The organism is Pedobacter psychrodurus (assembly GCF_004331735.1).
Lineage (GTDB): Bacteria > Bacteroidota > Bacteroidia > Sphingobacteriales > Sphingobacteriaceae > Pedobacter > Pedobacter psychrodurus.
Window position 1 is genome coordinate 145,172 of sequence record NZ_SJSO01000010.1, and the last position, 21,299, is coordinate 166,470.

The following is a 21,299-nucleotide window of genomic DNA, read 5'->3' on the forward strand; positions in this document are numbered from 1 at the left end:
CAGTTTAACCCCTAAACAAAATCAAGATCATTAGTATCGTACTTAACACAAAGATAAAAATTATCATCCTTTTGGGGAAGATGCTTTGACCCGACTCACTCTCGGTTTTATCTGACGTCTTTAATGTTTTCTTTTCAACCTGCATTGTTAGAACTGTATAGATGAGATTTGACTGTGTTTAAGTCAAAAAGATTAAGAGCAAAAAAATTTTATCTTTATTCATTGACATATCGAAGAAGCTAACATTGTAATTAATGCCCCATCTCTCCACAGGTTGCGGAAACTTTCTACAGCACTAAAGCCTTCTTGGCTAAATTTTTCCTAAATACAGCATAAGCCATTGCTATACTGGGAAAAATGAGAAGATAGATCAGTCCATCAAGATCGCAGGGAATGACCTGGATAATGGTAAAAAGCTGACCCGGATAATAATTTCCGCCTTGTGGCTGCCCGTCAGGGATACGTACTCTGCAAGTACCCAGTGCTTGAAGGGCTGTTTTATTGGAACACGCCAGGAAAGTATAAGGACCATTGCCATTATCATACACAAAATCATTGCCACTGTAAATAGTCTGGTAGATCTGTCCGAAGTTGGGGTAATAACAAGCATTTCCAGCTGTAGGAGGATTTTGAGCTAAAACGGATATAGGTGAGCATAAAAGACATAGGCATAACCACTTATGGTGCAATTTCATTGTTATAGGGATAAATGAATTTTTAATTAAATACCCTTATAGGTAACCACATATCATGCCGTTAGGATTCGTAACCTTTCTCGTTCATCTATGAAAGAGTATTACTGAGCAGCTTTATTTCTTGCCGAATTTCCTGTTTTGCCAGATTAGGTTGTGGCTTACAGGTGTTTTTCGCCAAAACACATTTTCACCAAACACTTAACAAATAAACAATAACCTGCTAACCTTAAGGAAACATCAATTGGCTAGTTTAGAAATGCGTTTGTTTACCGTAAGGAGAAAACAGGTAAACAACCATGCTTCAAAAAACAGCAAGCTATGAAACAGCAGGTCAGAACGATCCCAGGAAAACTTGTGGATTTTGATTATAACAGGTACAGGTTACCAACTTTTGTAATGCAGTTTAAACCCTCCATATATCAAGATGGAAATTGCTATTACGCTGTATTATCCTTTGAAGAGGAACACGATGTTTCAGGCCTTGGAACCTCTCCCGAAGATGCACTGATAGACTGGAATGATAAAGTCTGCGAAATGCTAGCCCTGTCTGGCCCTTTACGTACATCGCTAAGTGCCAAAAACAAATGATGTTGCTATAAAAACAGGCCAATTAATCTTCACCTAAATTTATTCTCGTGAGCCACGATATAGCTACCGGCCTGGTATTTTATCAGGACTATTATGACCAGTCGAATTTCCTTACTAACGGCTAATTGACATCAAAAGGCCAGCCGATTGATCCAGAATAACGAAAATTTGAAAAGTTTAGCCTTTTAATTACTTTTATAATCTATCTGAGAAGCTAAACGAAAGAATCATGGCTGGTGCACAGGAAAACAGCAAATGGGACTCCTATAACGGCGCTTCCCCGCTCATTGCCCTATACAATGGCTTTTATCCACTAACAGCGGAAATGGAGGCACTTATAGATACCCTCACCTTTCCGGTGAATTTCCGCAAGAACAGGTATATTATCTCCCCGATAGACCGCAATAGATATCTTTACCTGATTTTAAAAGGAGTAGTAAGGGGATTCTATAAGGACTCGGGAACCGAGATCACTTCCTGGATATGCCAGGAATATGAAATTGTAGGAACCATCCGCAATCTATGGACTGCAGAAGAATCAGACGAATACCTTCAGGCGATAGAAGATGTAGAGCTGATTGCCATACCTCATGAGCTCACTACCATGCTTTATAAAAATTTTGCAGAGGCAAACATCATTGGAAGAAAGATCATGGAGCTTTATTACAGAGGGGCATATGACAGGGGCTTTATCTGCCAGATCCCCTCTGCTACAGGGCGCTACAAACATTTGCTCCAGGCCTTTCCCTGGATGATTAACCGTGTGCCGCTACGCTACATTGCTTCGTTTCTTGGATTACGACTGGAAACGCTGAGCAGGATCCGATCAAGCGAAAACAAAAGAACATAAAACCAGGGTGCGCGTTATTTTAATTTCATTGTTTACAATATTGATAAAGGCATGAAAATATTAAAGGCTGCTGAAGCATTTGACAAATCAGCAAAAATATACCAGGAAAATAATAAATCGAGGTATCAAATATCCAGCACAGTCGATAAGGTGCATGTAAATTATCATAGCGAAGATTACTTATCTACGGCCCTGGAGCAGAACAACTTTGAAACTCTCATTCTAAAACGTTATAGTTCTCCTGATAAGGATGGTTTAACCGTTACAGACCTGGTATTGGTCTGTAAAATTAAATCACCTGCTTAATCGATCTTCCAATCTCTTGAGATGAAATACCCACCGCCATAACTACTAAGATTTGCGCCAGAATGGAGATCAAATATCGATTATGCTATCGGTTTGCTCTCGCAAAAAAGCAGAGAGATTTCTGGCCGATTAGTCCTAATCAGCCCGTTAATTTGTCATTTACACACCTAATTCCCTACAAAGAAGAGTTTGATATTTGTTTTAACCATTAATATCAAACCATTATGAATCATACAAAGAAGGTAGATGAGTTTATGTCTAAACTCGAACATCCCCTGAAAGCAGAACTCGAAGCAGTAAGATCTATCATTGTCAATGCAAACCCTAAAATAGAAGAAGACATAAAATGGGGAGGTCCAAGCTTTTTTTACAAAGAAGAACTGGCTACCTTCAATCCAAGAATCAAAAACTACGTTGCCCTTATCTTTCATAAAGGAGAACTTATCAATGTAAAATCAGACTTTCTTGAACAGGCTAGTAAAGGAAAGGTTTATGCGAAATTTTATTCCATGGATCAGGCAACAGCAAACAAGGAGCTGATTGAAAAAATGGTTAATGCCTGGATTGAACTGATGGACAAATAAACAACCCCGAGGCAAGTCCCGAGGTATTCTCTTCGAATAAATTCACTTTGTCCTCTAAAGTCGTCTTGGCAGAACAATTTTCGAACCACTTTATACAGGATTTGAAGAAGTTGGCGAGCATATAATATTAAAATCAATATATTTTCACTAGTAGAGAATTTCAAAAGAATCCACGCTCTACTAGTGAAAATCTTTCATTAAACACAATATTGATTAAATTCAATTGTTAGAGTATTGGATTATACTCAATTGTTCTTATTATTTTGCCTTCGGCACCTAGTTCATAACCAAAATTATTCTGCAAATAATCGTGAGCAGTTGTTTCCATTAAAACTACCCCCATTTTAGTCAATCTGAATAAATAAATCTGTAACGTTTAAACCGTCAAACCACTAAGTGGGGGGTTTCGCTAAAAGTGGCCAATCGGCTCATTTTAAGCGGTTTTAAGCTCCAGAAAAGCAGGATTGGATTCAATGGTCGTTTCGCCTAGAGAAACCGAAATGGAGATGTTCTAATAGCCTTAAAATCAAAAATTATATCTCTTATTCTGATGTGTTTTTTAAAGTGGGCTGATTTGCTGTAAATCGTGTGCTGGAAGGCCATTTTTCTTGCAAAACCATCTTCTGTGGAGGATTGGCTGATCAGATGCAGGAAAGATTGATTGGAAAATGAAGGGAAGGAATCTGGGAAGATTGGATATATTTGGCTCAGTCTTTACGATTCCATCAAGACCTGATGGTAAAAAGTCGGGTGTACAGTTTGGAATGAAATCTGGTGCACACTTTTAGCGAAATCCCCAGGTTGATCTCAGACGGATATAATCGATTGCGGTATGCCTTGAAATATTAAGCATCCAGGTGAATAGACGTGACCGGATCTCATCATAAGTGCTTATGCTTTTTTTGATCTTTAAAAAGACTTCCTGAAGAAGATCTTCCGCAATTTCCTGTTGGTCTACAATTTTCAGGATAACCCCCAAAAGATTTGTGGAATACATTATATAAAGTTCATTAAAGGCTTTTACCTCCTCACCTCGTAGCCTTGCCAAGAGTATCTGCTGACCGTTCGTTCTGTCCTTGCAGTGGACAAGTGATTCAAGGTTTGGTTGAGTAAGTATAAATGCGATCATATCATAACCATTAAGTTTGATAACACTATTCGCTGCTTTTAAGTTTCAGATATTCCCGATAGCTATCGCTTATAAACTGATAATCAGGTACCATTCCACCCTATTCTGCCTGTTCAGCATCATCACCTTAAACTCCTCCAAAAGCTTGATCTTGCCAGCATCTCAGTTGTGCAACAGTATTTCTAAGCCATACTTAATGGAGTAATCTGAGGACCTGTCTTTTACTTCCTAATAGCGACTTCTCATGCCAATAATCTCAATTACTGATAAATCGACTTCCGGAATTAGTAGATGATCTCCAAATTATCGCGACGACTGTTTGCGAATACGGCTTAGTGATTACCGAGTTATTGAATTTCTAATCACTTCAGGTTGGTTCCTTACCAACCTGAAATAACTAAATCATAAATTTATTTTATTCTTCCAAGATCAAAGTCAAAACATCATGTGGTGGGACTTCTGTTTTTAAACTGTTTTTTGTTGTCCCCATAGATTTGTCTGTCCAAGCATTTTTAATCTTATAAAGAATAGATGCACTTAATTCTTTTTGAAAAATTTCATCTTTAACATCTTCGGATCGCCAGTTAAAGTCAATCTTTTTAACTCGAGCAGAGCGATTCAAAAATGAAACAGCCCATTTCCCCTTGTTCAGAGGCTTAAACCAGATTTCGAATCCGTCTAGCTTCGAATATCTAAAACCCTGAATACCTAAAGAATCCTGATTGATGGAAATGATCTGCTTATTTGTTAAAATTTCCCTCGTTTCCTGATTCATATTCCGAAGATCGTTTCCTGCAATTAATGGTGCTGCCAACATCGCCCACATTGCAAAGTGTGCTCTATCTTCACCAGCTGTTAGCTTTCCATTACCGATCTCCAGCATATCCGGATCATTCCAATGTCCTGGCCCTGCATATTTCCTTAGGCCATCCTGCTTATCCAAAATCTGCATTACACCCCAGGATTTCCAAGATCCATGATCTTCTACACAATCGAAACAATTGAAAATATCGCCACTAGTACGCCACAGATGCCCAACAGCCGGGCCCCAGACCCAAGGTTTATCGGTACCCCATTCGCAAATGCTTAAAATCATTGGTCTGCCAGCTTTGCGTAAGGCCGCTGTTATTGTTTTATAGGCCCCTTCGGCTTTTAATCCCTCGGTATTGCACCAGTCATACTTTAGGTAATCAACTCCCCAGCTTGCATAAGTCAATGCATCCTGGAATTCGTATCCTCTGCTTCCCGGTCTACCGCCACAGGTTTGAGAACCCGCATCAGAATATAAGCCTAATTTCAAGCCTTTGCCATGAAGATAATCGGCCAAGGCTTTCATTCCAGAGGGAAACCTTTTCAGATCGGGATGAATAAAGCCTAAACTGTCTCGTTCCCCATGCCAGCAGTCGTCAATATTGATATAAGTGTAACCGGCTTGTTTCATACCAGAACTTAGCATGGCGTCTGCTGTTTCTTTGATTAATTTCTCATCTACATTGCAAGCAAATCTGTTCCAGCTGTTCCATCCCATAGGCGGTGTCAAAGCCAGGCCATCAAATTTTTTATAGTTCTGGACGTAATTGTTTCCTTGTCCAAAGCCAACCGAGCCTGTAAAGAATGTGATCATTAAAAGAAATATAAGTTTCATAGATTATTTTATTTGTTTAAGTTTTTTAGTTGAGTTCGGATATAGAGACCTGCTGGAGTTAAAGTATCCATGCTCCATTTTCCTTCAGCAGCTGCTCCCGGCTTTAAGATTGCCGTTGTTTCATTTTTATCGGTTAGATTCCAGTTTGCGGAGCTAAGTTTGTTTTTTTCCATCCAAGCAAACCATCTATTTGTTTTGTCAATATCGAATTTCCCGTCACCATTGGCTTCACCCACCCCCCACTCTGTTACAAAGATGGGTAATTTAGAAGCAATGGCCATTTCTGCGCGTTGCATTAAAAGTTCTTGATGACTCGGCTCGGAAGCATAAAAATGAAAAGAATATGCAATGTTATCAAAGCCTTTTATGGGATCTTTAGCAACCAGATCAACATCCTGATCCCAATGCGAGCTACCCACAACAATTATATTTTTTGGATCATACTTTCTGATTTCCTTAATAACTGCGATGGCATAATCTTTAACCGTTTGCCACGCTATCTTTTCAGGTTCATTGAATATTTCATAGATAATATTTGGTTTACCGGAATATTTTTTAGCCATTTTTGTAAAAAAATTTTTTGATTGATTAAGATGTTGATGAGCGTTATGATCATGCCAGTCGATTAGCACATATAGGCCCTTCTTAATTGCAGCATCAATTGTTTTGGTTATGAGTTCTTCTTGCTCAACAGGGTTTTGCAGATATCCCCCATCTGGCTGAACCGCCATGGAAACACGTAATAAATTTATGTTAAAGTCCGACTGCAACCAGTTTACCACATCTTCATTGTAATATTTTTTTCCCTGCCAGACACTCCAAGATAGGCTCACACCACGGAGCTGGGGTTCTATGTTCTTGCTATTGAGGATTTTTCCTCCAACAACTTTCAATGCTCCATTGCGTTGAAGCCAATTTATATTTTGGGCAAAGCCGATGGTATACAAGAATAAGCACATGGATAAAAACGAAATTTTTTTCATAAAAAAGTATTTATTTGATATACTGAAGGCTTTTACATGTGAATAAAGATCATGCCTTGTGTTTAGCCCGCTCCTTAAACTATATTCATTTGCCAATTGTATTGTTTGCTCAAGGACACTTCTTTCGGCAAATGCTGACTCCCTAAAAGCAGATTTATTTTCTGTATTAGGTTTTCAATCATATTAGCATTGGTGTTCATTCTTTACATCCCTATCCCTAGTCTATGGTTGACTAATTCTAAATTGCTGAAGGGAGAATTAGCAATATAACCGACAGTATATCCTAGATATGTTGTCATTACCCAACCAGATAAATAAAAAAATCACACAAGCAAATTAACATTGAGATCACTTACATTCCTGATTTCGTGCCGTAGAGAACCATCAAGACAGGTGGGGCCAGATATAAGATAGCCGCTGCTTATATGCTCATGGCTATATTTCTGATGTGTCAGAAATATATTTGGAAATATATTTTCGACATATACTACTATATTCATCGTCGCGCAACCGTTTTTCAACTGCTGACGTATCATGGCAGGCTTGTCCAGCCAGATGGCTCCCAGATCGACTATCCCTAAACATAAAATTACATCCGGAGATATGTTTGACGGTAATGCAAAAGATCTTAATGGTCTAGCGCCAGCATGCCCAGGGCATTCGATTATTCTTTTACATGAATGGTTAGGCTGAAAAGTGCGAAAAACATTGCGCGCCACAATCCTGACCTTCGCTCCTGAGCTAATAAGCTGATGGGTAAATGCTGCGCAGGCATCTGTAGAGCCATTAAATATTTCAAAATTCATTTTAATTTTTTTTGTATAAAAGCAAATTGATCATTCAATCCTTAAGCCGATCAGTCTAATTAGGTGCTTCAAAATTCCATAGTTGTGTTTATCGACCGAACAAGTCTGAAGCTAGCTACACGTATCGGCATCGAATCCATTAAATCTTGATAAATTTATTTTTTTTTGTCATTGCCATACAGTTTGACAATATCCGGAATCTCGTCTTTTGTGATAACCAGCTCGTGATTATAAAGCTTTATAAGATAGTCCTTATCTAGCTTTGTCAAGTGGTTGGTATGCCAAACCATCCACCAGGACCACATTGCATCTGCCTCTAAACATTTATCAGGGTCAGGCGGCGTTCCACATTCATGAAAAGCTATGGGAAAACGGTTGTTAACTATTTTGTTTACATCATCATACATAGCTTTATGTGCGCGCTTATCTACATCATAGGTATCTGCTCCAACCACATCTACATATTTATCTCCTGGATACCAGTTTCCATCTGGTTTGCCTGTATAACATAATACCCATATTAAATTATCAAGTTTTAGGGTTTTTGTATAGTACTCATACATGGTAATCCAAAGTTTCTTGAATTTATCCGGACCTTGTTTTCCCCACCAGAACCAATTTCCATTCAGTTCATGGAATGGCCGCCAGAGAACAGGGACATTTGCTTTTTTCAGTTGAAGAAGTAAATCGCCTTTTTCTTTAAGCTGAGCCCAAAAAACCTCATACTCGGCTGTACCTTTTATGAAACAATTGTCGGTATCTATGGCCTTTTTACTGCTTTCATACCCTTCTCCTTTTCCTGGAGCTCCCATATGCCACATGATTGTCGGAATCCCTCCGGTTTTCCACCATTGAATAGCCTGATTTACTTCATTTTGATTATCTTTTGCGGTAATAAAATCGTAACCGTTTATCGCGGGCGATTTACCAGTCACAGTTTTAATGTAATTAATTTCATCAACACCCCAGCTGGAGCTCATTTGCCCGGACAAAATCTTTTTGCCATACATCTCTTTGAGGTATGCATAAAGTGCATTTGCTTCTTTCGATGCATCTTTATTTGAAAGGTGTTTCTGCCTGCATATCCCTTCAAAAGGTATAAAAATCATCAATAACAAAAGTGTAGTTAAAATATAAATCGGATTTTTCGTTTTCATGGTAATACAATTATATAACTGTTATCTAATTTTTTAATAGTTCAGGACTTTGTTTATCGTGGATGATGGTAAACCAATGCTACTTTATTTAAGTCTAGCATCTAAAAATTAGTAAATAATGAAGCACTCGTTAAATTTCATAAATAATTCGCATATTATATCACAGCATCATGTTTTAACGAAAATCAAAATATAAAACAGCAGATTGAGTATCCAAGCCACCATTTGCGAAGGTCAAGTTAGGCTGGCTTTGGGGCCCTAAATCTTCTTTCTTTTGGCTTTTAGTGCCTATAGCAGGGATTCCATGCAAAAATGATATTCCATTTGCAGGGTACATAGCAATCGAATTTGCTTTGCCTAAACTTTTGGGCGTAAGTGGATTTAACATGTGCAGAAACAGGTTATCAGAAGGAGACAGCACTACAAAACGTCCTTCAGTTGTTGCAATCCGGGCACCATAAAAATTACTGTAATAGCCTTTAAATTCCGGATATTCCCATGTTTCGCCAGTAACAGCGTTATTATACTTCTTGTCCCAGAGATTTAAGGTTACGCCCTTGAGTCTATTCTTATAAACCCGATATGGCCCGTTACCTACTAAATGCATCCTGTCGACTTTCTCTTCTGGATACTTGAAGCTGATGCCCAGAATTTCCTCACCGATGTTGGCGCGGTACTGGTATTTCAGTTCTAACCAGCCCGACGGCATCATTGTCCAGGTAGCACGAAAATTTTGTTTGCTTTCATAGTTTGCAACGACAATATAGCGCCCAAGCGAATCTCGAAAGTGTTTAAAAGATTTAAAATTTGCTTCACCATTAATTAAAACCGGACCGTTTGTGAAAGAAATAGTACCTTTTTTATTTTTAACGCCAACCAACAAACCGGTTTGTTTGCTAAATTGAACTTCAACTCCAGAACTGGATAGTTTCAAAGTTTCCTCGTTCTCGGTTGCCCCTACTTCACCTACCCCCTTATCAACCATTCTGTTTGCAAACTGTTCTGGCGAAGTTATAGGCCATGACCAGGTATATAGTTCCTTGCCATATAAGTCGCGAGCAGTGATGTAGAGTACATCATATTTCGCCCAGTTCGCAGGCAATGTCACATTCAAATTTCCGCCGGTTTGGGGCTTGATATCCGGTGAAATTATTTTTCCAGTCAAGTCATTGCCAACCGATTGATCAAAACCAGTTATTTTCTTTAACTTCCAGCTAAAGCTGCATTTATTTAAGTTGGTGAAGTTGTAGCGGTTCTCGATGTCGAACTTTCCGTCAAACAATTTGGTGATAAACTTTGGATGAAAATAAACAGGTGACCAGATTTCCTTAATCGTAAAAAAGCTGGCTTCTTTTTCGCGGTACGGTCCCAAAATACCATCAGCGGCGGCATTGCCTTTGGTATCTAACCTCCCATCTTTATCGGTGCGCATAACACCCTGGTCACAAAAATCCCATAAAAATCCACCGGCAGATAAAGGATTAGACTGCATTAAATTCCAAAAATCATCCAATCCGGCCCCATGCCCGCCGTCATACAAACCATGCAGAAATTCAGTCGGAAAAAAGACGTCGTTACCCTGAAAAAAAGTACGGTTTCCATAATTCCATGGGATGTAATGTTTCGTATTCATACCGTTGATGTTCATCCAGGGTTGGATGACCGGGCGGGCCTGGATGTCATGTTTTGGGTAATCTGGCAGTAAGTCAAAATTAAAACCACCTTCGTTGCCATTTGCCCACATGATTATACTTGGATGGTTTACATCGCGGATAATCATCTCTTTAACAAGCTTTCGTCCAACCATGGTATCATAAGGTGGATACTGCCACCCAGTAAGCTCATCAATTACAAAAAGACCTATAGAATCGCAGACTTCTAAAAAATGTTTATCGGGCGGATAATGAGACATCCTAACTGCATTCATATTCATCTCCTTGATTAACGCTGCATCCAAAACAGAAATGCGGCGGCTAGTAGTTCTTCCAGAAGTAGGCCAGAAACTTCCATGGTTAACACCTTTAAATTTTATCTTTTGCCCGTTTACATAGAAACCATCATGTTGCCTAAGTTCTACAGTACGGAATCCGATGGTTTCAGTAATATTATGCAATTTTACATTGCCTCTTTTAAGTGTAATATCGATTTTATAGAGATTGGGGAATTCGGTAGACCAAAGCGCCGGATTAATTAGTTTTGTGTTTAACTGGGCAGAAGTAGTTCCTGGTTTCAGGTTTATGGAAAAAGGCTTTCCGAAAGGTTTTCCATTTAATGTTTTAACCTGAGCGAGGAGTGTTGTCGCCGATTTTACCTTAGCAAGAAATGCATTGATTTTTAGTGAGCCATCCGCTTTTGCATCAACCGCGGTCCTTTCCAGATGTTCCGTAGGAAAAGCCTCAAGGAAAACAGGCCGGAAGATACCTCCGAAAACCCAAAAATCTGCAGATCGCTCAGCTTCATTAACGGTTTGGTTTGCTGAAACCTTATTAACCTTTACCTCCAGGATGTTTTCACCATCAGTCTTCAACAACGCATTAATGTGGTACTTAAACTGATAAAACGCACCCTGATGTACAGGCCCTGCAGATCTGCCATTTATTTTCACCTCGGTATCGGTCATAGAACCATCAAATACCAGGTAAACAGCTTTATTTTTCCAGGTCGGGGGAACTTTAAAAGTATGTTTGTAAAGACCTGCTTCATTTATATCTTCTTTTTCTGAGCCATAGGTATAATTTCCAAAACCCTGCATTTCCCAGTTGGAGGGAACAGCGATTTTAGTCCATCTTCCACTATTTCGTCCTGCGGTACACTGAAATTCCCAATCAACAGTATTAACATTATCTTTTCCTGACAAATATTTAATTTCAGTATTTTGCGCCATCAGGTTCAAGGCCGGAATAAGAAATAGTAAAACGAAATGGTATTTAAATTTTGACATATTTGGTTAGTAATTTATAACGGTTTGATCTCTGTTGTTGCGAAACTTAGGGTACCAACATAAATAAGTCTGTTTTCACATTATTAAGCTCTACCTCCTGGTAACAAATATTAAATCATTCCTGCAGATAAAATTATAGTTGTTACAATGACAGCAGGCGCATGCATGTTAATATAAATGGCATAAATGTTAACTAAAATATAAATAACTATCTACAAGGCACTTACAGGTTATTCTATCACAACATTTACATTGAAACCATCCTAAAAAATCTTTAGTTCAGATTCCTTTTTCTAAGCTGGGCAATATATTCCGATGGAAGCATTTTAAATTCTGCTTTGAAAGATCTAGAAAAATAATTGGGCGAATTGAAACCCACTTCGTAAGAAACCTCCACAACATTTAACTGACTTTTTTCAAATAGTTGGGCAGCTTTCTGAAGGCGATAAGATCGGATAAACTCGACAGGAGATTTACCGGTAAGGAGCAGTATCTTCTTATAAAGGGAAACCCTGCTCATATTCATCTGCTTACTTAAGTCTTCTACAGATAAGTTGGGATTGATAATATTATTTTCAACGTATTTAAGGACATTGGTCACAAACTTCTCATCATGTGATTGGCTTTCCATCTCCGGGAGGTTGACCTGCAGGTGTTTGGTATAGGTTTTTTTAAAGTTTTCCTGCAGAATTAATAAGTTTTTAATCTTGGAGATTAGTATTTCGAAGTTGAAGGGTTTTGTCAGATAATCATTGGCCCCGATTTTCAATCCACTAACCTGTTCAGCTTCCTCTGATAGTGCGGTCAGTAGGATGAAAGGAATGTGGGAAGTCCTTATGTCATTTTTAATTTTATGGCAAAGTTCGGTACCACTCATCTGTGGCATATTTATATCACTTACAATTAAGTCGGGATGTAACGCAAGTGCTTTTTGCCATCCATCTTTCCCATTTGCAGCATCCTGGACATTAAATATCTCTTTTAAACTATCTTTTAGGTAAACCCTAAAATCATCGTTGTCTTCCACAAGCAAAATTTTTGGTTTCCTTGAATCAATTTTCTTTTTCCCGTCTTGCAAATTATTTTTGGCTACAACCTTATTAATCGAATTAGAACTATTCGTGGTCAAGGTTAATGGTAAAATAATCGAAAAACAACTACCCTGATTAATTTCACTTTCTACATAAATTTCACCACCATGTATATTCACAAATTCTTTAACGATTGATAGACCTATTCCACTGCCTTGGTTGAGCATGGAACCTGGCACATCACTTTGGAAAAACGGTTCGAAAATTCTATCGAGCTTATCTTCAGGGATACCGATTCCGGTATCAACTATTCTTATTTCGAGTTGCGAAAGTTCCTCATTTATAGCATTCGACCTGAAACTTAACAGTACGGTCACATACCCCCCTGAAGTAGTAAATTTGAACGAGTTTGAAAGCAGGTTAAATATAATTCTTTCGATCTTATCATGATCAAATATGGTGTTGTATTGCTCAATATCGCTATCAAAATCAAAACCTATCTGCTTTGCTTCTGCTACATCAGTAAAAGACTGTACAATATCGGCGATAAACTGTACAATATCTCCAGACGTTCCATGAAATTTTAGTTCCTGCACTTCAAGTTTTCTGAAATCCAGCAGCTGATTTACAAGACTTAACAATCTATATGCATTGCGTTTAATAATTTGTATCTGATGCTTCTGGTCTGGTGATTCAGCATTTTGCAACATTTTATCTGCCGGAGCCATGATCAGTGATATTGGTGTTCTAAACTCATGACTTACGTTAGTTAAAAACTTTATCTTCATTAAATCAAGTTCATGAATGCGTTCTGCATCTTGCCTTTCCGCCTCCAAAATATGTTTATTTTCAGCACGTTCCTGGTCTATCGCAAATTCTTTTTTTAATTTTTGAATACCCCTGTAACGGATATAAAGTAGTAAACCAGAAAGTGTCAAAAAGTATAACAGATAAGCTAAGTTTGTTTTCCAAAACGGGGGTAATATTTGAATTTTCAAAGCCCTGTCTTCGAATGAACCTGGTACATCAGGGTCAATTACTCTTACCAAAAACTCATAATTTCCCGGATTTAAATTTGTATAGCTGGCTTTCCGGATATCGTTCTCAGCGTCTATCCACTTTTTGTCGAAACCCCTCATCATATAGTGATAAGTAAGTTTTTTTGAGTTGAAAAAATTTAGGGCTGCAAATTCAATTCCGAAAGCATTTTCGTTGTGTTTCAATTCAATATTTTCGGTCTCGGTTATTGATTTTTGTAAAAGCAAATGTCCTTCTACTGATTCTTTTGGCTTAATACTTTTATTAAAAACTTGAAAATCGGTAAATACAAGATTAATTTTATTTTTAGTTATCTGAATTTTTGATGGTTTGAAAATATTGAAACCGTTGGCACCTCCAAAAATGAGCTCACCTGCTTTGGTTTTATAAGCAGCATTTTCATTAAATTCCTTTCCCTGCAAACCATCAGATTCATCAAAATACTGAAAACGCAGTAGGTATTTACTTCCTTTTCTACTTACTTTGACCTTACTGATACCATTTGCCGTACTTAGCCACATGTTATTATCATCATCTTCTAAAATACCAAGAATTGTATTATCCGGAAGTCCGTTTTCTTTCCTGAAATTATTAAACTTTGCTGTAGAAGGGTCATAAACAGAAAGACCTTCACGAGTGCCTATCCAGATAAGCTTTCTACTGTCTTCTATAATTGAGCTTACATTATTCTGAACGAGGCTGTGAGGATTTTTTAGATTGCGGGTAAAATGTCTGAATTTTCCGGTTTTATGATTTAATACATCAATACCCCAACCTCCTACCCAGAGATTTTTATTGGAATCTTCAAATAAGGCTGGAACATAGCCGAAAGTAATCGAATTCTTTTTTTCAGGGCCATAATGCCGAAATGTTTTGGTAGCCCTATCAAAAAGATTTAAACCACCAGCTAAAGTTCCTACCCATAATTGTTTGGAAGAGTCTTCGAATATCTTCCACACCCGGTCGTCGGATATGCTTCCAGGCCTGGTTTCATCATGCTTAAAATGCTCGAACTTATTACCGTCAAAGCAATCCAAACCACCCCAATATGTTCCAATCCATAATTTCCCATCATGATCAACCAATAGGCTAACCACTATATCACTGGAAATGCTATTCGAATTTTGAGGATCATGTTTGTATTTTGTATAGGTATTTCGTTTCCTATCGAAATATAATAGACCTCCTCCATTTGTACCAATCCATAGATTTCCTAAATTATCTTCAGCGAAGCGGTTAACGTCATCAAAGGGCAAGCTGTTCTTATCCAGTACGCTATGCTTATATTGGGCAAACTTTATAATATTTTTATGGTAGTAGCTAATTCCTTTTTTAAAAGTTCCAGCCCAGATAACCCCCATTTGATCTTTAAAAAGTGATGGAATAGCATTCTGAGCTATCGATTTTTGGTTATGATCCTGATTTAAAAGATAAGTCACTTTAAAATCTTTCTTATCTACTATCGTAATTCCACCGTGATCAGTTCCTATCCATATCAAGCCCTCATTATCCTGCAAGACATTATACACAATATTTGATCTGAATTTTCCTTTTGTTCCATCTCTGTCAAAGTGTTTAAGGATATTTTTTTCGGGATTAAAATAATATACCCCTAAAGATGTTGAAGTTGTAAAAAACCATAAATCGTTGTCATTATCCGCAAAAACAGAATAAGATATTGATTTACCATTGTTTGCATTGCGAAGAACAGAGGATCGGTAAACCACTTTATTTAATTTTGGCTCTAATAAATCGATTGTGCCATCTTTGTACACAATCCAGGCCTGCCCCTTTTCATTTAAGGAGAGTGAAGTAACATCACTCGAATAAATACTACCTAAACCTTTACTGTTATAAAAATGCTTTGATTGTTTACTTATTTCGTTGTACTTATATATGCCTAAGTTGGCGTAAACAAACCAAAAATTACCCTTACTATCATTTTTAATTGATTTTATTTCGGCATCAGGCAGACCAATTGATGCGAGATAAGCCTTTGGTGTTCTTTCAAATCGCTCAGTATAAGGATCATAAATATTATAACTTTGTTTGGTCTGAATCCAGATTCTCTCATTTGGTCCAGCAAAAATAGCGGATACAAAATCATCGCTTAAGGAATTGGGATCGTGAAAATCATGTTTAAAAACTCGAAATTTATGTCCATCATACCGGTTGAGGCCAGAAAATGTTCCAAACCACATAAACCCTTTTTTGTCTTGATAAATACTTAAAACCTGATTATTGGAAAGACCGTTCAAGATTGTTAACTGCGAAAATTGGTAGTGATCGGCCTGCGCCCATATCTTCGTTACAATAAACAGAGACAAAAATATAGCAATAAATAAATTTCGAAACATAGGAATAACTATTTGGCGGTGCTCTGATGATTTAGAAGGTATAATTTAGAGATAAATTTCTTTTCAGCTGATATAAACAGCATTAATTATAAAAATTCGGGCTTTTTTTGCCAGTCGTTTTAGCCACAAAGTCTGCTGATAATAATCAGCAGACTTTAAAATAAACATGCAGTAATAATAACCTTTTACCAGCCAGGAGTTTGAATTAAGGCAGTGTTTTTTAACATTTCACCTATCTGCATTGGTAATAAATAATTCCTCTCTTTAAATACATGCAATCGTAAAGAGTTTACAACATCATACTTATAACCTGTTGGGAATTGCGGAGATACGGTTACTCTGGTTGGACTCATTAACTTATTATAACGGTTAAAAATTGTTTCTGCAAGTTTCCATCTTCGAACGTCATCCCAACGCTTGTCTTCATTATAAAGTTCAATGCGTCGCTCATTCTGAACAAAACTCCTCATTTCCATTTGCGTCATCCCTGTTTTCATACCATAATTAGAATCGGTACCAGCGTTTATGCCTGCTCTACTTCGTAACTCCCTAATCGGGCCATAAGCATCTGCTGTTCTTCCAGTTTCATTTAATGCTTCGGCTTTTATTAATAGAATTTCCGCATAACGAATTAATATCCAATTTCGATTTGTGGTGCCGCTATTTCCGGTTAATCCCTCATCAAGTGTTTTACGACAAAAATAGCCCGAGCTACCAGAAGTTCCGGCATCTTGGTAAAATCCATCCGTTGGTGCACCAACATAAGTGTTAACTGCAATTTTGGTATTGGTGCTGGTACTAAACCATAATGCTTGATTGAATATAATAGAATAACCAAACCTTGGGTCACGATTTTTATATGGATCTTGCGGGTTATAGAGTGGCGACTCCGTTATGGATTTTCCGTCAATCATTGGAAAAACATCAACAACATTCTGAGTAGGATTGCCAGATCTGTTGCCACTTCTTGTTTGTGGCAGATAAAAAGTTTCAAAATCTCGGTTGGGTGGTTGATTTACAAAGAAAATATGTTCTTTATTTCTACGCTGCAAAAACATGTTGTAAAAACCATAACCAGGATTTGGATTGGCATTTTCTACATTTAAGGTATAGCCAAGCGCTATAACAGCCTCAGCTGCATCTAACACTTTTTGCCAGCGCATAACATCAAAATTCGGATAACCTGCAACTGCAATACGCTCCGGTGTTTTGGTGCCACCCGAAACGCTAGGCCAAGTATTCCCATTAAAAAGCGGGCTCGCTGCAAAGAGTAACATTTTAGCTTTAACGGCTAAAGCTGCGCCCTTAGTAACACGTCCGTAATCGTTACCAATCTGGTCGATTGGTAAATCTGCCGCAGCAGCATCCAATTCTTTCTCAACATAATCAACACAATTACTAAATGTACTTCTAGGAACTGTTATAATTTCATCTCCCGGAAATAATGTTTCGCCTATAATGGGTACACCTCCAAAAGTGATTAACAAATTATAATAATACCATGCTCTTAACATTTTGGCTTCTGCAATTAACCTTTTTTTGGTTACTTCTTTAAATGGCATTACTGGCATTTTCGACAAAAACAGGTTTAACCTTCTAATATTTTGATAAGGTAGCACCCAGGTTTCAGTAAATACAGTAGTATTATCGGCAGTATAGGTAGATCCATACAATATTAGTGGTCTTCTTGCAGGATTGAGATTTACATATTCTGAATCATCAGTAGCTTGCTCTGTACTACCAGCTTCGTACCTATCCTTATCATAAGAATACCCTATTTCCATATAGACACGGGTTAAAAAGCTAATAGCATTTACACTATCTGTGAAAACTGTTTCCTCATTAAGGGCATTATTAGATTTATTATCCAAAAAAGTTGATTTTTTACAGGCCATTGCTGCTATACAAACCGATAAAATAATGGTAATCTTTTTCATTTTTGTATGTTATAAGTTAACGTTCAAACCTATGTTATAGATGCGTGATGGTGGATATGCCTGACGATCGTTGCCCGGCGTTGCCTCCGGATCAATAGCATATAAATTGAATGCTTTAGACCAGGTGATTAAATTATTACCGCTTGCAAAAAATCTAATGCCTTGAAGTCCTAGTTTTTTTACAATACTTGTAGGAATATCATAAGATAATTCAGCTGTACGAAGACGTAAATAGTCACCAGGAACAGCCCAATAAGTTGAATTGGTTCCTGGATCGCTTATCGATCTCAGCGTGGTTAATACCGGAAACTTAGCGTTATCGCCAAGTGCTGGAGTCCATGCCTGTTGATGTATTGCTTGAAGATTAGCAGAAAAAGGACGAATAGCCTCTTCCGTACCACGGAGATAAAATTTAGTAGCACCTTGAAATAATATACTTAAACCTATTCCTTTATAATTAAAACCAAACTGAAACCCAAAAGTATTTTGAGGGGTATTGCTGTAGTCTGCAACAACCCTATCTTTATCATCAATTACATTATCACCATTTAGGTCAGCATATTTTAAGTCTCCAGGCCTTTGTATAAAAGTTGATGTTGGACTATTGGTTACATCGTTCATATCTTTAAAGAAGCCTAGATATTGATAAAGACCTTCTGCTCCAATCGGCTTACCTACAGCAGACTGCCATGGGTATTGTGGATCGGCAAAGCCATTAAATACCACTGCATTTTTAACATTGGAAAAAGTACCTCTAACATTGTATGCAAACTCGTTACCGATTGTTGAGCGATAGTTTAGTTCAAATTCCAAACCTTTCCGGGTAGATTCTCCAATATTCTGCGGAGGTAGTGAAACACCCTGAAGATCAGAAATTAAATTTATCGCAATCAACTGATCGTATCTTCTGTATTTAAAGTAATCTACTAAACCAGTAAGTTTATTGTTGAAAAACGCAAAATCCAAACCAATATCAAATTGCCTTTCCTTATCCCAGGTTACATCCGTGTTTGCTAAAGCACCTTCTGCGTAGCCCGTATTTGCAGATAATGTTCCGTTTGATTCGCCAAAGGAATAATTTGTTCCATTGTTGCTCGTTCTGTAAGAATTCGTTGTAGAGGTAGCATAACTTTGCTGATACGCATATTGCCGTCCTGGAGCCAATTGATCATTACCAACAATACCCCATGATGCCCTAAATTTTAATAGGTTAATAAATGAAATTCTTTTCTTAAAAAATTCTTCTTCTGCAATGTTATATGCGGCAGACGCGGCAGGAAAAAATCCATTCTTCTTTTTACCGGTAAATCTATTTGAACCACTTAGTGTACCCGTTACATTTACGATATATTTATTTTTATAATCGTATCCTAATTTGGCAACTCGGCTAATTACACTGGCCGGCACAAAATTGTAAGTCAAATCGTCACTACGTACATTATTGCTTGATAAACTATAAACACCCAAAAAATCGACGTGATGATTTTCTGCAAACTGCCTGCTATACGTTATCAGCGCCTGTGCGGCAAGTCTTCGTTGCGTGCTTCCAGCTGAACCATTTGTACCATAAGCATTGCCCAACCTACCAATAGTATAAACGTTTGCAAAGGCTGGGTCGTAACGTTCAGCACTAGTGAGTGAACCATCGGCCGCGAAAACTGCCGGTCTGAAGATATATGAAGGTAAATTCGTTCTGGTTAAACTCCTTGCAACAGTGTAGTTATTGGTGTAGGCTACCCTACCCTGAACACTTAATCCCTTGGTTATGAAATCAAGTTTTTCAGTTGCTGTAGTAGATAATACCATATTATTTTCGTTGTTCCGTCTAAACCCACCGTAGGTTAGTCTTTCGATAATATTAGGTGTTAAATAATTTGCACTATTTGCTTGAAACTGACTGTAACCCCAGCTCCCATCAGGATTTTTAATTGGGTATGCCATTGGTGACAGTGCTAGGTAGCTACCGAAATCGGCAAATAAATCATCTTTATTTCCATTTGTACTTGGATAAAAAATATTTGGTCTATTGATTTCTCCAATATTACCGAAAGCATCTAATTGCAATGTCAGGTTTTTTGTTACACTAATATCAAGGTTGGAGCGATAGTTAAATCTTTTATTGTAGAACCCACTATTGATGTTATCACCTGAATCTTCATAATAATCTTTCGTGTTACCACCTTGATTAAGATAGCTTAGAGATACAAAATACCTTGCTTTTGTTGTACCGCCAATTATATCGAAATTGGTTTTTAACTGTGGAGCATATTTTTTAAAAAGCATTTCCTTCCAATTAACATTGGGATGACCTATCGGGTCAGAACCTGTGCGAAAAGCTTCTAAATCAGCTGCACTCCAGGTTGGCTTAAATGATGGGTTCGGGGCATAAGAATTATCATTAATTTCTGCTTGGTTTCTTAAAAGTGCTGTATTGTATGAATCAAGGTAATCGGGTAAAATTGTTGGTTCTGAAAGCGCAAAATCAGTGCGGACAGAAATCCTCGGCTTTCCAATCTTTCCCCGCCTGGTGGTAACAATTACAACTCCATTCCCTCCTTTAATTCCGTATACTGCTGTTTGTGAGGCATCTTTTAGTATGGTAATTGATTCTACTTCATTAGCTTCAAGCCTGGAGAATTGCTCATAAGAATATTCAATATTATCAACAATAATTAGAGGGTTATTTGTGGTACTGGCAACTCCATTTACAGCGTTGTTGTTTAAAGATGATTCACCCCTTACCAAAAATGCTGCTCCATCGCTACCCGGTTGCCCAACTCTTTGTTGCGATATAAATCCAGTTACCCTTCCCGCTAAAGTATTTTGTAAACTTCCGGATGGATTTTGACGGATATCATTACCTGAAACAGCACTTTGAGCTCCGGTGAGGGTTATCTTTTTTTGTGTTGTGTAGCCTGTTACTACCACTTCTGATAAATCTTGTGAAGCTTGCTGCAAAACAATTTGTGCTAAATTGTTTCCGCTAATAGAAATCTCTCGATTAACGTATCCAATCAATCTAACGATTAAGGTATTTCCTGTACTTCTTAATGTTAATTTATACTCTCCGTTACCGTTTGTTGATGTTCGGTTTTCGGTACCCTTTTCTTCAACAATTGCACCTGGCAATGGTCCCTGAACATCACGCACCACACCGCTAATGGTTTTGTTCTGTGCACTTGCATAGTTTGTAATTAGCAGCAGTAAAAATACTATGCTAAAAAATTTAAATTTTTTCATTTTACGTATCTT

Annotated in this window: 14 protein-coding genes; 4 read left to right on the top strand and 10 right to left on the bottom strand. The window is 37.7% G+C overall.

Annotation, left to right across the window (positions count from 1 at the left end):
* Positions 1–287: 287 nt before the first annotated feature.
* The gene (locus EZ456_RS13985) at positions 288–695 is read right to left on the bottom strand and encodes a hypothetical protein (RefSeq protein WP_131531115.1); all 408 of its coding nucleotides are present in this window, start codon (positions 693–695) and stop codon (positions 288–290) included.
* Between the two features lie 318 nt (positions 696–1,013).
* Between EZ456_RS13985 and EZ456_RS13990 the strand changes: the two genes are divergently transcribed.
* The 4 genes from EZ456_RS13990 (at position 1,014) to EZ456_RS14005 (ending at position 3,023) form a co-directional block, all read left to right on the top strand.
* On the top strand, positions 1,014–1,283 hold the full coding sequence (locus tag EZ456_RS13990; RefSeq protein ID WP_131531116.1) for a hypothetical protein: 270 nt from the start codon (positions 1,014–1,016) through the stop codon (positions 1,281–1,283).
* 229 nt (positions 1,284–1,512) lie between these two features.
* Entirely contained in the window at positions 1,513–2,133 is a 621-nt protein-coding gene (locus tag EZ456_RS13995; protein ID WP_131531117.1) for a Crp/Fnr family transcriptional regulator, read from the top strand.
* 51 nt (positions 2,134–2,184) lie between these two features.
* Positions 2,185–2,439: a hypothetical protein gene (locus EZ456_RS14000; protein WP_131531118.1), complete on the top strand. Its 255-nt coding sequence runs from the start codon at positions 2,185–2,187 to the stop codon at positions 2,437–2,439.
* A gap of 224 nt (positions 2,440–2,663) precedes the next feature.
* Positions 2,664–3,023, top strand: coding sequence for a DUF1801 domain-containing protein (locus EZ456_RS14005; protein WP_131531119.1), 360 nt, complete (start codon positions 2,664–2,666; stop codon positions 3,021–3,023).
* Positions 3,024–3,807: 784 nt separating this feature from the next.
* Here the strand turns inward: EZ456_RS14005 and EZ456_RS14010 are convergent.
* The 9 genes from EZ456_RS14010 to EZ456_RS14050 form a co-directional block, all read right to left on the bottom strand.
* Positions 3,808–4,152, bottom strand: coding sequence for a sigma factor (locus EZ456_RS14010; RefSeq protein ID WP_131531120.1), 345 nt, complete (start codon positions 4,150–4,152; stop codon positions 3,808–3,810).
* A gap of 415 nt (positions 4,153–4,567) precedes the next feature.
* Positions 4,568–5,797, bottom strand: coding sequence for a glycoside hydrolase family 27 protein (locus tag EZ456_RS14015; RefSeq protein ID WP_131531121.1), 1,230 nt, complete (start codon positions 5,795–5,797; stop codon positions 4,568–4,570).
* Positions 5,798–5,805: 8 nt separating this feature from the next.
* Complete coding sequence (locus EZ456_RS14020) at positions 5,806–6,780, bottom strand: glycoside hydrolase family 5 protein (RefSeq protein WP_131531122.1); 975 nt, start codon at positions 6,778–6,780, stop codon at positions 5,806–5,808.
* 323 nt (positions 6,781–7,103) lie between these two features.
* Positions 7,104–7,586: a hypothetical protein gene (locus tag EZ456_RS14025; RefSeq protein ID WP_131531123.1), complete on the bottom strand. Its 483-nt coding sequence runs from the start codon at positions 7,584–7,586 to the stop codon at positions 7,104–7,106.
* Between the two features lie 155 nt (positions 7,587–7,741).
* Positions 7,742–8,743, bottom strand: a complete 1,002-nt coding sequence (locus EZ456_RS14030; RefSeq protein ID WP_131531124.1) for a glycosyl hydrolase — start codon at positions 8,741–8,743, stop codon at positions 7,742–7,744.
* Between the two features lie 175 nt (positions 8,744–8,918).
* A complete protein-coding gene (locus EZ456_RS14035; protein ID WP_131531125.1) occupies positions 8,919–11,684 on the bottom strand; it encodes a glycoside hydrolase family 2 protein in 2,766 nt (921 codons plus the stop codon).
* Between the two features lie 274 nt (positions 11,685–11,958).
* Entirely contained in the window at positions 11,959–16,110 is a 4,152-nt protein-coding gene (locus EZ456_RS14040) for a hybrid sensor histidine kinase/response regulator transcription factor (RefSeq protein WP_131531126.1), read from the bottom strand.
* A 185-nt stretch (positions 16,111–16,295) separates the two neighbouring features.
* Positions 16,296–18,047 (bottom strand): RagB/SusD family nutrient uptake outer membrane protein, encoded by a 1,752-nt coding sequence (locus EZ456_RS14045; protein ID WP_131531127.1) that lies wholly within the window; start codon positions 18,045–18,047, stop codon positions 16,296–16,298.
* A 9-nt stretch (positions 18,048–18,056) separates the two neighbouring features.
* Positions 18,057–21,287 (bottom strand): SusC/RagA family TonB-linked outer membrane protein, encoded by a 3,231-nt coding sequence (locus tag EZ456_RS14050; RefSeq protein WP_131531128.1) that lies wholly within the window; start codon positions 21,285–21,287, stop codon positions 18,057–18,059.
* Between the last annotated feature and the right edge of the window lie 12 nt (positions 21,288–21,299).